Source organism: Peribacillus sp. NPDC006672 (genome assembly GCF_050274955.1).
In the GTDB taxonomy this organism is placed as follows: Bacteria; Bacillota; Bacilli; order Bacillales; family DSM-1321; genus Peribacillus.
Genome location: NZ_JBNNOR010000010.1, coordinates 196,180 through 211,165 on the forward strand (window position 1 = coordinate 196,180; position 14,986 = coordinate 211,165).

At 40.3% G+C, this 14,986-nt stretch carries 12 protein-coding genes and 1 pseudogene; 3 read left to right on the forward strand and 10 right to left on the reverse strand.

The window, feature by feature from the left end:
• Positions 1-8: 8 nt before the first annotated feature.
• The 3 genes from ACQKKK_RS17855 to ACQKKK_RS17865 form a co-directional block, all read right to left on the reverse strand.
• Positions 9-890, reverse strand: a complete 882-nt coding sequence (locus ACQKKK_RS17855; RefSeq protein ID WP_427617791.1) for a permease — start codon at positions 888-890, stop codon at positions 9-11.
• 547 nt (positions 891-1,437) lie between these two features.
• Positions 1,438-2,046, reverse strand: a complete 609-nt coding sequence (locus tag ACQKKK_RS17860; RefSeq protein WP_427617842.1) for a DNA-3-methyladenine glycosylase — start codon at positions 2,044-2,046, stop codon at positions 1,438-1,440.
• Positions 2,047-2,170: 124 nt separating this feature from the next.
• Positions 2,171-3,736: an MDR family MFS transporter gene (locus tag ACQKKK_RS17865; protein ID WP_427617793.1), complete on the reverse strand. Its 1,566-nt coding sequence runs from the start codon at positions 3,734-3,736 to the stop codon at positions 2,171-2,173.
• Positions 3,737-4,019: 283 nt separating this feature from the next.
• Between ACQKKK_RS17865 and proC the strand changes: the two genes are divergently transcribed.
• Positions 4,020-4,826, forward strand: a complete 807-nt coding sequence (gene proC, locus ACQKKK_RS17870) for a pyrroline-5-carboxylate reductase (RefSeq protein WP_427617795.1) — start codon at positions 4,020-4,022, stop codon at positions 4,824-4,826.
• Positions 4,827-4,911: 85 nt separating this feature from the next.
• A complete protein-coding gene (locus ACQKKK_RS17875) occupies positions 4,912-6,279 on the forward strand; it encodes an FAD-binding oxidoreductase (RefSeq protein WP_427617797.1) in 1,368 nt (455 codons plus the stop codon).
• 202 nt (positions 6,280-6,481) lie between these two features.
• Here ACQKKK_RS17875 and ald read toward each other — a convergent pair whose 3' ends face one another.
• From ald to ACQKKK_RS17905, 6 genes are all read right to left on the reverse strand, one after another.
• Positions 6,482-7,615, reverse strand: a complete 1,134-nt coding sequence (gene ald, locus ACQKKK_RS17880; RefSeq protein WP_427617798.1) for an alanine dehydrogenase — start codon at positions 7,613-7,615, stop codon at positions 6,482-6,484.
• Positions 7,616-7,814: 199 nt separating this feature from the next.
• Positions 7,815-8,636, reverse strand: a complete 822-nt coding sequence (locus ACQKKK_RS17885) for an EcsC family protein (RefSeq protein ID WP_427617800.1) — start codon at positions 8,634-8,636, stop codon at positions 7,815-7,817.
• A gap of 30 nt (positions 8,637-8,666) precedes the next feature.
• Positions 8,667-9,923 carry a PucR family transcriptional regulator gene (locus ACQKKK_RS17890; protein WP_427617802.1) on the reverse strand — a complete coding sequence of 419 codons (1,257 nt, stop codon included), beginning with the start codon at positions 9,921-9,923 and terminating at the stop codon, positions 8,667-8,669.
• A gap of 154 nt (positions 9,924-10,077) precedes the next feature.
• On the reverse strand, positions 10,078-11,076 hold the full coding sequence (locus ACQKKK_RS17895) for an inorganic phosphate transporter (protein WP_427617804.1): 999 nt from the start codon (positions 11,074-11,076) through the stop codon (positions 10,078-10,080).
• A 13-nt stretch (positions 11,077-11,089) separates the two neighbouring features.
• Positions 11,090-11,710: a DUF47 domain-containing protein gene (locus ACQKKK_RS17900; protein ID WP_427617806.1), complete on the reverse strand. Its 621-nt coding sequence runs from the start codon at positions 11,708-11,710 to the stop codon at positions 11,090-11,092.
• A gap of 229 nt (positions 11,711-11,939) precedes the next feature.
• Positions 11,940-12,938: an inorganic phosphate transporter gene (locus ACQKKK_RS17905; RefSeq protein ID WP_427617808.1), complete on the reverse strand. Its 999-nt coding sequence runs from the start codon at positions 12,936-12,938 to the stop codon at positions 11,940-11,942.
• 396 nt (positions 12,939-13,334) lie between these two features.
• Here ACQKKK_RS17905 and ACQKKK_RS17910 point away from each other — a divergent pair, with 396 nt between their 5' ends.
• Positions 13,335-14,165 carry an aldo/keto reductase gene (locus ACQKKK_RS17910; protein WP_427617810.1) on the forward strand — a complete coding sequence of 277 codons (831 nt, stop codon included), beginning with the start codon at positions 13,335-13,337 and terminating at the stop codon, positions 14,163-14,165.
• Here ACQKKK_RS17910 and ACQKKK_RS17915 read toward each other — a convergent pair.
• Positions 14,162-14,665: pseudogene (locus ACQKKK_RS17915) on the reverse strand (IS3 family transposase); the annotation flags it as partial. The gene ACQKKK_RS17910 and the pseudogene ACQKKK_RS17915 sit on opposite strands and share 4 nt — an antisense overlap.
• Positions 14,666-14,986: the final 321 nt, after the last annotated feature.

Here is a 14,986-nt window from a genome sequence, read left to right on the forward strand (position 1 = left end):
CACCCTCTTTAAGAAATAAACAATAAAGTTAAACCCAGGACGGAAATAAATATATAAGCCATCAAACATAATACGAATTTTGTTTTGAATGTACCTAAAAGCATGATCGTATTTTTAATATCAAACATGGCCCCAAATACAAGAAAAGCAACTAGTGAAGAGGGCGAGAAGGTACTTCTAAAAGAACTTACAACAAAGGCGTCTGCTTGTGAACACAAGGACATGACATAAGACAAAGCCATCATGACTACATTCCCGGATAATTTACCTTGACCAATTTCTAGCAATAGGGATGTTTTCAAAAAGGTTTGAATGGCAGCTGCCAGAAGTGCACCAATGATTAGGTACTTTCCAACAGAAAAGAACTCTTCAATCGAGTGTTTAAACATCCCCGTTATCTTGTCTTTAAATGTATGTTTATTGTGATGTGTATGTTCGATTAGTTCCTGTTTAAGCTGATTTGTCTTAAATTGAAACGATAGGATGCATGCAATGATCAAGACGACCACTAATGCAATGCCGCCACGATAGAAAACCATGCTCCAGCTATTACCAAACGCAATATAGGTGGAAAACAGGACGATCGGATTCAGAATAGGCGCAGAAAGCATAAAGGCAATGGCCGCTGAAAGAGGAACCCCTTTAGCAATCAACCGGCGGGTAATCGGGACGATCCCGCATTCACATGCAAGAAAAAAGACCCCTGCACCTATTGCGTATAGAACTGATAAAATCGGATTTTTCGGTATAATCCTTGCGATCATTTCTTCTGACACAAACATTTGGATGATTCCAGATATAAGGACTCCCAGAAGAATGAAGGGAAGGGATTCAATTAGGATACTAATAAAAATTGTATTCATTTGCAAAAGGGCCTGAACGTTCATCATAAACCACCTTCCATGTTGCTGACTTAACTATATTAGATTCGTAATATAAGGAAGTCAATTAATTATTATTGATGTAATAGGCTGGAAGTTGAATGTTTAGGCGAAAATTGTAAATAAATTTAATTGTAATGTAACGAATTATTTTGAAAGAAGAAAAAGGAGACGGAATTGTGACAAGTTATTAGTTGTCACTAATAAAAGAAGGATTAGTAATTACTTCAACTAACACTTTGTTCCTTATGTGTCATCGACTGACTCTACATACATTCACAGTGCTTTCATCCACAACCTTTTGAAATGGATTTCGAGATGAGGAGCCCATTATTTTTTCGGCTTTTCCCCGCTGCCCATTAATCAGACCGTCTGGGAAAGAACTCTCCGACTGGTAGAAATTACTCCTCTTAGTAAAATCGATTGTCTTTTACTAAGAAGTGATATCTTATGAACATAGTAAAATCCCCTCAAAGTGTTAGGGTAACATCCACAGAATACCTGTAGCCTTTTACACCATTCACTTAGAGGGGATTTCATCACCGAGATTTTCCGGTCATCCTTTTTTAATTAGGTTCTTGCGGGATATGAAGGGGTTGCCGGTAACCCAAAAACGCCACGGATAATCTTTTGCTTCCCCGGAGTTATCAATTCCGACGCGGGGCCCGCTAGAGATGTGTTCAGGTTGCTTTCCGGCAGCAAGATATAGAGGAGGATTAGTAAAGGACCGACCATAATCATCCATGGTGATGCCCAGTGCCTTGGTTAGCTTCCCAGGTCCATCGGTCCATTTATGAATATCGGCAATCCCGCGTCTTTCATGCATTAACTGAAATCCTGAATAGGGTTCAACCGCCCGGATTAAAATGGCCTCCGGATTTTCAGGCCCGCCGCTTACGACATTGACCAGTGTATGTGTGTGCATGACGTATGTATAAATTAAACCGGACTCACCGAACATCACTTCCGTCCGTTTAGTCCTTCTATTTCCAAAACTATGTGCGGCCCTGTCCACAGGTCCCATATAAGCCTCTGTTTCAACAATGAATCCAGAAGCGGTTCCATCCGCAGTTTCTTTTACAATCAGGCAGCCAAGAAGGGATTTTGCCAGTTCAAGCGTGGGCTGCTGATAAAAGTCCGCAGGCAAAATCGAATGGTTTATCATGTTCATAGTATCACTCCATTTAGTCTCTTACAGGTAAATTTCCCTTATCGATGAAAAAGAAACATAGGAATGTGGGGAAATTAAAAAGGCCGGCTGATATAATCAGCCGGTCCCGGGCATATTTTTAACCTAATTCTTTTTCCGTTTCTTGATCTTTTTTGATTCGGCCCGAACCCACGGAAAGTGCCACTAATATTCCGGCGGAAACAAAAAAGATACCTGTGACGAAAACACTGGAAAATGCATCAATCCAAGCATTTTCAATTGCTTTTAAAAGGACATTGCTGACCTCTGCCGGCATTTTAAGGTGTTCAGGATAAAGCATGATGTTGAATAACTTATCCGTTTTATCGGCTAATGCTTTCAGTGCCTCATGCAATACAGGGTTCTTTTGACTTACGACCGCATCATCCATATTTTGCTGAAGATTATGGTTCATGACGGCATTCAAAATTGTGATGCCCATCGTACCTCCTATTGATCGGAAGAAGGTCGAAGCCGCTGTAACAGACCCTAGCTGTGATTTTGGAAATTCATTTTGAACGGCAATCATCAATGTCGGCATGACAAGACCCATTCCGATCCCAAGGACAGCCATGAATGAGTAAGCAGTGAAAATAGTCGTACTATCGTCCATCGTACTCATTAGGAAGAAGCCGAGCGTCGCAAAGGCCATTCCAAAGGTAAGCACGGTACGAAATCGGAATTTCAACAGTAACCGCCCGCCAATGACGCTGGAAAGAATCATACCAATCATCATCGGAGTCATGGTTGATCCCGCTTTTGTCGGTGAAACTCCCAGTACGCCTTGCATGAACAGTGGGACGAACATGATTGCCCCGAACATGCCAAGGCCCAGCAAGAATCCCAAAATATTCGTGGTGGCAAAAACTCTATTTTTAAAGAGGGATAAATCAAGGATCGGTTCAACTGCTTTTCTTTCAAAAATAATGAATAGGGTAATGAAGACGAGGGTGCTGCCGAAAATCAAGAGAGATTCAAGTGATTTCCATTCGAACTTATCACCACCGAATGTTAAGCCCAATAATAACAGGACAATACCAGGAATCAAGGTGAAAATACCAAGATAATCGATATTCACTTTCTCAGATTTTCGAATGCCTTCATGTTTCAAGCCGAGATAAATCAAAATGGCAGATAATAAGCCCGTCGGTACATTGATCAGAAAAATCCAATGCCAGCTGATATGGTCAACGATCAGGCCGCCCAGAAAAGGACCTATGACAGAACTTAAACCAAAAAGGGCTCCAAATACACCCTGCCATTTGGCCCTTTGTTCCGCAGAGAATATATCGCCGATTATCGTTTGGGACAAGGGCATGATCATTCCGCCGCCGATTCCCTGCAAACCCCTGTAGATGATCAATTGCTCCATCGAAGTGGCAGTGGCACATAAAAACGAACCGATAGTAAAAATGATCGTACCAAGCAGATAAAGGGAACGTCTGCCATATAAATCAGATAGCTTTCCAACAATCGGTACAACTGTCGTTGAGGCTATTAAATAGGCAGTCGTTACCCATGCAAAGATGGTAAAACCATTCAATTCCCCGATTATTGTCGGCATTGCCGTCCCGACAATCGTCTGTTCCAATGAACTGAAAAACATTCCAATGATCAATCCTGTTAAGACAAGCTTGGTATTGACCGCTTTTTTCTCAATTTGCATACTATTTCTCCATTCCTTAATCTATATTCATTTATTAGGTTGTGACTAGTAGGTCAAAATTATAAATCTGAAGTGACCAATTAGTCAACATTTTTTTTGCAAAAAATGTTGCATGAAGGAGTGAGTTCTTTAATATAAAGGTAGTTTCATTCATATCATATTAGTAATTCGACCAGAAACCACTAAATCCTTCCTGACTTAATACCCGCAAGTGTGTTTCCATTTACCATATCCGATATAATAAGAAGGAATATAGATGAACTTATGATTGGAAGTGTAAGATATGAATAAAAAAATCGGGTTTATTGGATGCGGTAAAATGGGGGAAGCAATGCTTGAGGGCATGTTGCATGCAGAGGTCATTTCCCCTGATGGAATCATGGTCAGTACAGCGAGTGTCGAAACTAAAACTAAAATCACCATGAAATATAAGGTTAAAGGAACTTTGGAGAATAAAGAAGTTGCCGGTTTTGCCGATTTTCTGTTTCTAGGGATTCAACCTTCCATGCATAAGCAAGTGCTTGAAGAAATGAAGAACCATGTTAAAGATGACGCTGTGATCATTACAATGGCAGCTGGAATCACTATATCTCTAGTTGAGAATAGCTTCGGAAAAAGAGTGAAGGTTATCCGGACGATGCCAAACACCCCTTCGCTTGTCGGTGAAGGCATGACGGCTATGAGCATTAATGATGAAATTACGGGTGCTGATATAGAGGATGTGACTGCACTGCTGAATAGCTTCGGTAAAACGGAAATCCTGCATGAAGATTTGATGGATGCTGTACCAGCCATCAGCGGTTCGTCACCTGCTTATGTTTACATGCTCATCGAAGCACTAGCAGATGGAGGGGTCCGTGATGGCATACCACGGAAACAAGCATATCGAATGGCAGCACAGGCTGTAATGGGAGCTGCTAAAATGGTACTTGAAACGGAAAGACATCCAGCCTCTTTAAAGGATGATGTCTGCACCCCGGGTGGTTCAACGATATCCGCAGTAGCGTCTTTAGAGAAGAATCAGCTTAGATCCAGCATTTTACAAGCAATGAAGGCCTGCACGGATAAAACGAAAGGGTTTGGCAAGTAAAGAAGGCTGGATTGCCTCCAAGCGGGCAATCTCCTTTTTTACATGTTATTATCAGAATGTTTAGTGAAAGAGAGGGAGATGCAGAATGAATGGCTATATAGAGGATCTAAGGAAGATACTGACGGAAGAACAAGTAACAGTGAATAAGACTTTATTGGAACAGCACAGCCATGACGAATCATATCATACTCCGCATTTACCGGATATGGTCATATACCCAAGAGATACTGCGGAAGTCAGTGCAGTCGTGCGTTATGCGAATGAGCATGAAATACCGGTCATTCCTTTTGGATTAGGATCAAGTTTGGAGGGGCATGTCGTTCCGGTCAAAGGGGGGATTTCCCTGGATTTGTCATTGATGAATCAAGTATTGGAAATCAGGGAAAATGATTTCCTTGTGAAGGTTCAGCCAGGTGTGACAAGGACGCACCTCAATAAAGAATTAAAAAAATACGGTTTGTTCTTTTCCGTCGATCCTGGCGCAGATGCAACAATGGGAGGGATGGCAGCTACGAATGCAAGTGGGACGACCTCGGTCAAATATGGGATTATGCGCGATCAAGTCAGGAATTTGGAAGTGGTTTTAGCAAACGGTGAAGTGATCCATTCCGGAAGTTTAGCGACAAAATCATCTTCAGGCATTCATTTGAATGGCTTGTTTGTCGGCTCGGAAGGTACGCTAGGTGTATTTACTGAACTGACATTAAAGGTATACGGCATTCCTGAAGTCACCATGGCAGGAAGAGCCTCATTTCCAACCGTAGAACAGGCTGTATCTGCGGTTAAGGGAATCATGCTTGCTGGAATCCCGATTGCACGAATTGAATTAGTTGATGCCGAGTCCATAAAAAAAGTTAATCAATTCATGGACAAATCCTATGATGTCAAACCAACTTTATTCCTGGAGTTTCATGGTAATTTTGCAGGACTGGAACAGGACGTCAAATTTGCCAAGGAAATCGTAAGTGATTTTGGAAGTGGGGATATTCAGTTTGAAACGGATTCAAAAGCACGGAATGCACTTTGGGAAGCCCGCCATAATCTCGCGTATGCATTCATTCACAGTGCCCCTGGTAAGAAACTGATGGTGACCGACGTAAGTGTGCCACTTAATGAATTATCGAATGCCATATTGGATACAAGGGAGAAAGTCGAACAATCAAAAGTGGAGGGAGCGATTGTAGGACATGTAGGTGACGGGAATTATCATGTGTTGTTCATGATCGATCTAAATAATCCTGAAGAAGTTAATGAAGCGAAGAGGTTAAATGAAGAAATCGTTGAATATGCGTTAACGAAAGGCGGTACATGTACTGGTGAACATGGAGTCGGCCTTGGAAAATCAAAGTATCAGCGAAGGGAACATGGCGCAGCTTATGAAGTGATGAAAACCATCAAAAAGGCATTGGACCCTAAAGGAATAATGAATCCCGGGAAAATTTTCGCAGACTAGAGGAATAGTCTATTATGGTTGATTAGTATAACATCAATCTTAATTTGCATTAAAAATTCCGACCTTCATCCAGATAAATCGACCGAAACGAAGGAAAATCCAACTTATTAAAAATTTTGTACGAATAGGGACATCCTTAAGGGGAGTCCCGTCCAAAAAATAAGAGTCCAGACACGATGTGTGTCTGGACTCTTATTTTATATTAAGCGTTAATGTTATTTGGGTTTAATGCGTTATCAACACTTACGTAATTGTAGCCTAGGTCTGTTGCAACTGCTTCGAACGTGATTTCACCGTTTGCCACGTTGACGCCTTTTGCAAGTGCATTATTTTCAAGGATCGCTTTGATTGCACCTTTGTTTGCGATTTGCAGTGCAAATGGTACTGTTACGTTAGTTAAAGCAACTGTAGAGGTTTGTGGCACCGCTCCTGGCATATTCGCTACTGCGTAATGCACTACTCCATGTTTAACATAAGTAGGGTTATCATGTGTTGTTATGTGGTCAACCGTTTCAAAGATACCGCCTTGATCGATTGCAACATCGACAATGACTGAACCTGGGGACATCGATTTAACCATTTCTTCTGTAACGAGTTTAGGCGCTTTAGCACCTGGAATCAATACAGCACCGATTACTAAATCAGCATCTTTGACTGCTTCTGCAATATTATAAGGATTGGAGATGAGTGTAGTCAGTTCATTTCCGAAAATATCATCAAGTTGACGAAGGCGGTCAGGGCTTAAGTCAAGAATGGTAACATCTGCGCCTAATCCAATAGCGATTTTAGCTGCATTCGTTCCAACCATACCTCCGCCGACAATAGCGACTTTACCACGTTTCACTCCAGGAACTCCGCTTAAGAGGATTCCTTTGCCACCGTAATTTTTTTCAAGGAACTGAGCACCGATTTGTGCAGCCATGCGTCCAGCCACTTCACTCATTGGTGTCAATAAAGGTAGTGTGCGGTTCACTGCAACTGTTTCATAAGCAATGGCCAAGACACCGCTTTCTTTTAGGGCCTGAGCTAGTGCGGGTTCAGCCGCAAGATGCAAATATGTGAAAAGGATTAAATCCTTTCGGAAATATTTATATTCAGATGAGATAGGTTCTTTTACTTTCATGATCATTTCTGTGCTTGACCAAACGCTTGCAGCGTCCTCGACTATAACAGCGCCAGCTTCTTGGTATGATTCATTTGTAAAACTGCTTCCTAGACCTGCGTTCATTTCGATTAATACTTCATGCCCCGCATTGACTAATGCTACAACCCCAGCTGGAGTGATAGCTACACGGTTTTCATTGTTTTTAATCTCTTTTGGAATTCCTATTCTCATCTTAATCCCTCCAATAATATGTTTTACTATTTGTATCTCAAGTATAGTTGGAAAAAGAAACAGTTAGTATGTGGAAATCAGATAAATGAAAAAGGTGTATTTGTGGAATTCCACAAATGCAGTTTCAAAAAAGATGGACTTACCTAGTACCAAGGTACTTGATTCAAATTATAAACGTGAGAAAATATAACGCTGAATTCTAATTCTTTGCTATAGGTTCTTGAATGCGCTCTAAAATTCGTCTTTTCTTATAAAGCATGATTCCCGTATCGGCCATATCGGCAATCATGGAACGATTGGTCAGGGCACCAAAGATAATTCCAGCAACCGGAACCATTTGCAGAAGCTTTTTCCAGCCAAACTGATCACGATATGTATAAACGACTTCTCGCCATCCTTGCAGCTCGGATGCCATTTCCCTTTTTGATTCTGAATCAGGCAGGTTCATTTTCGACAATTCATTTAATAGGGCCTTTTTGCCGACAACATCCGAAGTTGTGAATTGCAGACATTTGACGATGAAAATACGCTCTTGACGGTCACTTGGATTGAAGCCATAAGTGATGGCGATATCCTGAAGTGTTTTGATCGACATGCCGAGAAGAAGCGGGATGTCGATGGCTATGGTGAAGATTCCGCCAATACCGGTAGTGGCGCCTTGAACCGTTGCCAATTTGCTGCCTGAATTTTTAATTTCTTGACTCACGCTATCCATGGTATGGAGGGGGATGCCTGAAACATCTTCCAGGGCAGTAATATTCACCTCGGGATTCTTGGCCTGTAGCTGACTTAGAATATGAGCTTCTTTCGTTAGATATTTTCCGCCGTTCTGAATGTAGCTGCCGATTTCATCAAGCATGACACCCAATTTTTTCTGAATGAAATCCGGTGTCAATTTGTCCAATAGTTTGAAGGGGATTCGCCCAATCCGTTCCCAAAACCATAGCCCTTTCTGATCCTTTTCCCATTTTTCTATGATCTTTAATTCTTTTTCAAGTTCTTCTTTTGTTTCAAGTTTCATATGATCAACTCCATATCAAGGAATATATCATTAATTTTTCTTGAAAAATTCATCATATTGTTCAAGTTTTATGTTAAGAAACAGGGACATTTTTTGAATGGGGTCCTTTAACCGGATGTTTCCCACTTCTGAGATTCGTTTTAATCGGTAATTCAATGTATTCACATGGATATGAAGATTTCTAGAAGCTTCATTTGGGTTGCAGTCTTTCTCTAGGTAGACAGTGAGTGTCTGCAGCAATTCCGTCTGGTTTTTCATGTCGTATGCTTTTAGCTTCAATATGGAAGGATGAACATGACGTTGTTTGTTGCTTGCGAGCGCTTCAATCATTTGAAACATTCCAAGTTCTTCATAATGTAAAATGAGCTTCATGTCATCAGGGAAAATATTCTTCATTTTCAGGGTGTATTGTGCTTCTTCGTAACTTGATTTAACATCCATTAAGTTTTTATACATATTGCCAGCCGTTCCAAGGATATGCTCAACTCCGAAACGCCGTTTCATTTCCAGTATGAAAAAAGGAATGAATTCATAAATCGATGCAGTGAAAGAAGGGCTATTTTCCTGGTTGGCTCCTGCGAAAAGAATGAGCTTGTTATGGTCAATGGCAAATAAGGAACTGTTTATCTTTTGCGTAGTCGTTAACATGTATGAAATGTAGCGTTCCACTTCGCGATTGATCTCTTTAGGAAATTCGAATACCAAAATGGAAAAAACTACGGGAACATGGATGGAGAATTTCGTGAAATTTTCATTTATTTCAGATTCTTCTTGGTAGTGTCCAGTCAACATGCGCCAAAGGAACTCTTGATGCCCCGCTTCTTTCCTTTTCTTTTTCAATTGCAATTGCTGTAATTGGTTTTTTGCTTCCTTGGCAGCGAATTGCAGGAATTCCATATCTTCTCCGGAGAAAGGTTCATTGACTTCCAAGGCCCAAATGAATCCAAGGACTTCATTATTTTTCCGAATGGAAACCGCAGCCCTGTTACCTAGACCAACATCATTGATGGCCCCTATTTTAATGGGGGCATTTTCTTTCAATAAAGCTGGGATGAAACCATCTTTCCATAAACTGTTGATGACCTTTTCGGGTACACGTCTTCCGATAATGGTCATGATACGAGCCTGATCCGTAGTATCATCATGTGTGCTATATGCAAGTAAGCGGTGGTTACCGTCCTCGATTGTAATGGGGCAACCTAAAACAGAACTGACTCTATCGGCAAACTCCATCATATCTCCATAAAGGTCTTTAAAAATATCTCTATTTTTTTCGAATTCCTTCATATTTATTTTGCCCCTCGCTTAAAAAAATTCCTTCTCCTTGAATTTTATACGATTTCTTATGAATAAGCATTGATAAATCCTTAAATTACAAAGATGCTTTTTGGATGAAAACAAAAAATCCCTACCGATGGGAACCGGAAGGGATTTTTTTATATTAGAATAGAAAATTAATCAAACGATAAATCAAACCTGCTAGTGTTGCCGAGATAGGAATGGTAATGAACCAGGTAATAATCATTTTTTTAGCCGTTCCCCATTTTACACCCTTCACACGGTGGGCTGAACCAACTCCAAGAATCGAAGAAGAAATAACATGGGTCGTACTTACTGGCAAGTGTATCACGGTCGCGCCAAAAATGATTAAGGCTCCGGTTAAATCCGCTGCAACACCATTGACAGGGCGGATTTTCATAATCTTACCGCCAACTGTTTTAATGATTTTCCATCCGCCAACGGAAGTTCCAAGCCCCATCGCTAACGCACAGGAAAATTGAACCCAGAAGGGGATGTCAGAACTGTTTGCATACCCATTTGCAATAAGGGCCATCGTGATGATACCCATCGCTTTTTGGGCGTCGTTCGTTCCGTGGGTATATGATTGAAGCGCTGCAGTAGCAATCTGTATAGTACGGAACTTTTGGTTTGTTTTTGTCAGGTTATTGTTTTTAAAGACGACTTTAAAGATGCTGTATACGATAAACCCGATTGCAAAAGCAATTAACGGGGAGAAGATCAAAGCTTGAAGAATTTTCAAGAATCCTTCCCATTTAATGCCGGCGAATCCTGCTGCAGCAATTGCCGCACCTGCAATCGAACCGATCAATGCGTGGGAGGAACTGCTTGGTATTCCGTAATACCAGGTAAGAAGATTCCATATGATTGCGGCGAGCAGAGCTGCCAATATTACATATGAACCATTCGGAAGCGTGAACGGATCCACGATATCCTTCGTTATTGTCTTTGCCACCCCAGTAAATGTCATGGCTCCGACGAAATTCATGATGGCCGCCATGATGATGGCATGCCGAGGCTTCATGGCCTTTGTTGAAACAGCAGTCGCTATTGCATTGGCTGTATCATGGAAACCATTGATAAAGTCAAATGCTAAAGCAAAGAAAACGATTAATATTGTTAAAATTAATAAAGTATCCATTTATTGGTACTCCTTAGGCGTTTTTCATTATGATTGTTTCAAGTGTATTGGCCACTGCTTGACAATGATCTGCGATGTCTTCAAGGCTTTCGTAAATTTCTTTATATTGAATGATCCTGATTGGATCTTTTTCTACCGTAAACAAGTTTTTGATCGATTGACGTTGGATTCCGTCACAAACGGATTCAAGATCTTTAATTTTGATTGCATTTTCACGAATCATTGGCAATTTTTTTGTGGATAGTGTATCGACAGCTATTTCAATCTCGTATGTACACTCTTTGATTGCATCCACAAACTTAAGCATATACTCATCTGCATTGACAATTGAGTACATTTCGAATAATGCGGAACAGTGTTCCAAACCGTCTATGACATCATCCATTCTCATGGTTAATTCAAGGATATCCTCGCGCTCGATAGGAGTGATGAAGGCATTGTTCAGCTCTTTAATCACGTTATGAACCATTGAATCGCCTTTATGCTCATAGTCTTTCATCGTATCTGAAAATACTTTTAGATCGGAGATGTTTTTCAGTTTATAATCCGCGAAATAGTCAGCACCTTCTTTAAGGTTTTGAGCGATGTTGAAAAGCATTACTGCGAATTTGTCTTTTTTTGATTTAAAAGCCATGTTAAAGCCTCCCAATTAGTCATGCAAATTTGCGCACTTTTAGTCGTACGCTTAGTATTAACAAATTGATTGTAACGAATTCATGTAGTTTCAGGGAAGGTTTTTCGACGAAAATTTACAAAATCTTAATAAAACTTTACATACAAAAACAAGGATAAGTAAAAAATGGTAAACAGTTACACTTGCAACCGTAGAAAAAAGCCTTTCCGATATGGAAAGACTCAAGGTTTTATAAAAATAAAGCAATGAAATAATAAATAATTCCAGCTAATGAAGCGGAAATCGGCAAGGTAATGAACCAAGTGATCAACATGCTTTTAGCTGTTCCCCATTTTACCCCTTTAATGCGGTGTGCAGAACCGACCCCAAGTATGGAAGAAGAAATGACATGTGTCGTACTGACCGGCATATGCAGGAAGGTGGCACCAAAAATGATGGCTGCACCAGTCATATCTGCAGCAACCCCATTTACCGGCCGTATTTTCATGATTTTACCGCCAACCGTTTTGATGATTTTCCAGCCTCCGATTGATGTACCAAGCGCCATGGCTATTGCGCAGGATAATTGTACCCAGAAAGGGACTTCCGAGTTAGAGGTATATCCGTTAGCGATTAATGCCATCGTGATGATACCCATGGATTTTTGAGCATCATTCGTTCCGTGTGTATAAGACTGGATGGCGGCCGTGAGAATTTGTATTCTCCTGAACCGCTTATTGGTCTTTCCTAAATTATTATTTTTAAAAATCACCTTGAAGATACTGTACACAATGAATCCAAGCGTAAAGGCAAGGATAGGGGAAAGAATCAATGCCTGGATGATTTTAGTGAATCCACTCCATTTAATTGCATCGAAGCCACTTGCCACGATGGCAGCTCCCGCAATTGAACCAATGATTGCATGGGATGAACTGCTTGGAATGCCAAAATACCAAGTGATTAAATTCCATGTTATTGCCGAAATAAGAGCAGCAAGGATAACATAAGAGCCATTGTTTAATGTGAAGGGATCAACGATATCCTTCGTAATGGTATGCGCTACACCAGTAAACGTCAGCGCTCCTAATAAATTCATGACCGCAGCCATGATGATTGCATGGCGTGGTTTTAGAGCCTTGGTCGATACTGCTGTAGCGATGGCGTTAGCCGTATCATGGAAACCATTGATAAAGTCAAAGACCAAAGCAAAAATAATAATTAGCGCGGTTAAGATGAATATGCTATTCATACATGGAAGACTCCCTTAATTTCAAGTATGTAATGTAACTTTGGATTGTGGCCATTGAATTTGGCACAAGACAATTTGCGACTCTTCATTAATTAGAATGGAAGTTTTACGTTTGATTATTCTTTAAAGATGGCACCTTCTTTTTTACTTGGTTTTAAATCAGCTATTCAATTGTAACGAATTTTATATCTATAAGGATAGATGTTTCGTCATTTTTTTACAAAATATTTAATTTGGTGAAGGATTAAATGGGAAATTGTTCATTTTGTTATATATAAATGGATATTTAAGAGTTCGGTTTCATTTTAGAAGCCGTTTAATCCAGAGGCTTTTGGTTAGAAATAGAAGGTCGGTCGATGTATAATTGGTAAATAAAAGTAAAGGGGGAATGACTGAATGATTACAAATATTGGGGAAACGATCACTTTACATAATGGAGTCCAAATGCCACAGTTGGGTTTCGGTGTATTTAAAGTTAAAAACGGCAATGAAACCGTTGAGTCCGTCAAAAAAGCCATCGAAGTAGGATATTGTGCAATTGATACGGCAGCTATTTATGAAAATGAAGAAGGAGTTGGACAGGCGATTCGGGAGTGCGGTGTGCCTCGTGAAAAATTGTTCATTACATCTAAAGTGTGGAATACGGAGCAAGGATACGAAGCGACACTCAAGGCATTTGATGATAGTTTAAATCGTCTTGGCTTGGAATATTTGGATTTATACTTGATCCATTGGCCGGGTAAAGATAAATATCTGGAAACCTGGAAGGCGCTGGAAAAGCTTTATAAGAATGGAAAAGTGAGATCAATCGGTGTAAGTAATTTCCATGTTCATCATTTGGAGAATTTACTTGCAAACAGTGAAGTGAAACCGGTCGTCAATCAAATCGAATTGCATCCACTTTTGACTCAAGTCGAAATTCGTGAGTACTGTGCAAAACATGAAATCAAGGTAGAATCATGGAGCCCCCTAGGCAGAGGAAATCTTTTGGAAGAGCCGACAATTAATCATATAGCGAAGAAGCATGGGAAAAGTTCAGCACAAGTGTTAATTAGATGGCATCTGCAAAATAATCTCGTCGTAATACCTAAATCGATTACGCCGTCCCGTATAGAGGAAAATGCACAGGTATTTGACTTTTCATTAAGCCTTAACGAAATGAATCAAATAGATGCCTTGAATAAAAATGAGCGGTTCGGAAGCAATCCAGATGAACTTTTGTTCTAAAGAACGTACTGCAAGAATGTTGCAAATGAAAGGAGGGTGTCCCGATCTAGAAGATGATCTCTGTATTGAACAGGGGTCATCTTTTTTAAATCCCACTGGTATCTATACTGGTTGTAATAAGTCATATACTCTTTTATTTCCCTTTTTAACGCCTCTAAAGTCTGGCATGGCTTTATATAAGCCTCGTCCTTAAAATGGCCAAAAAATGACTCTTGTGGGGCATTGTCCCAACAATTACCCCTTCTGGACATAGACTGGCCCAATTTATATTTCTTCACTAACGTTTGAAAGTCTGGGTGTGTATAGTGGGTTCCCTGATCGGAGTGGATAAAGGCACCTTTAGCCAACTTAATCTTCCTATTCTTCTTCAATTTGTTAAGGGTATCGGTAGCGATATCCATGGTAATGCGGTCTGAGACATGATAAGCCAGAATCTTATTAGTAGATGCATCTTTAAACGTTGATAAATATGCCTTTTGGCTATTCCCGTAAAAAAGATAGTACTGACTGATTTCACATATGGATTGGTTGACAATATCTCTATTTCTTTTGTCGTAAAGAGCTTTTTAGCCATTTTTCCGTTCTCCTCTGCCTGTAGTCATTTCATTGTACAAAAAAAGACCCTGTAGGGCAGAGGGCACTGAAAAAGTCCCTTCGGGCCAATAGAGGTAGATTTTCTCAGTTTATTCTGAGGAAATCTACCTTTTTTTGTTTTATAATCAAGGAAATAAATTTATGTGGGTGAGTACGATGATTCAAAAACAAACGTCTATGGTTTTTAGTCCTCATATGGCCATTTATGATGTAGTGGTTCCAAAGGA

Bases quoted from the DNA above. Each gene is read 5' to 3' on its own strand.
- ACQKKK_RS17855 (WP_427617791.1), bottom strand. From the start codon at position 890: ATGATGAACGTTCAGGCCCTTTTGCAAATGAATACAATTTTTATTAGT.
- ACQKKK_RS17860 (WP_427617842.1), bottom strand. From the start codon at position 2,046: ATGATAAACCATTCGATTTTGCCTGCGGACTTTTATCAGCAGCCCACG.
- ACQKKK_RS17865 (WP_427617793.1), bottom strand. From the start codon at position 3,736: ATGCAAATTGAGAAAAAAGCGGTCAATACCAAGCTTGTCTTAACAGGA.
- proC (WP_427617795.1), top strand. From the start codon at position 4,020: ATGAATAAAAAAATCGGGTTTATTGGATGCGGTAAAATGGGGGAAGCA.
- ACQKKK_RS17875 (WP_427617797.1), top strand. From the start codon at position 4,912: ATGAATGGCTATATAGAGGATCTAAGGAAGATACTGACGGAAGAACAA.
- ald (WP_427617798.1), bottom strand. From the start codon at position 7,615: ATGAGAATAGGAATTCCAAAAGAGATTAAAAACAATGAAAACCGTGTA.
- ACQKKK_RS17885 (WP_427617800.1), bottom strand. From the start codon at position 8,636: ATGAAACTTGAAACAAAAGAAGAACTTGAAAAAGAATTAAAGATCATA.
- ACQKKK_RS17890 (WP_427617802.1), bottom strand. From the start codon at position 9,923: ATGAAGGAATTCGAAAAAAATAGAGATATTTTTAAAGACCTTTATGGA.
- ACQKKK_RS17895 (WP_427617804.1), bottom strand. From the start codon at position 11,076: ATGGATACTTTATTAATTTTAACAATATTAATCGTTTTCTTTGCTTTA.
- ACQKKK_RS17900 (WP_427617806.1), bottom strand. From the start codon at position 11,710: ATGGCTTTTAAATCAAAAAAAGACAAATTCGCAGTAATGCTTTTCAAC.
- ACQKKK_RS17905 (WP_427617808.1), bottom strand. From the start codon at position 12,938: ATGAATAGCATATTCATCTTAACCGCGCTAATTATTATTTTTGCTTTG.
- ACQKKK_RS17910 (WP_427617810.1), top strand. From the start codon at position 13,335: ATGATTACAAATATTGGGGAAACGATCACTTTACATAATGGAGTCCAA.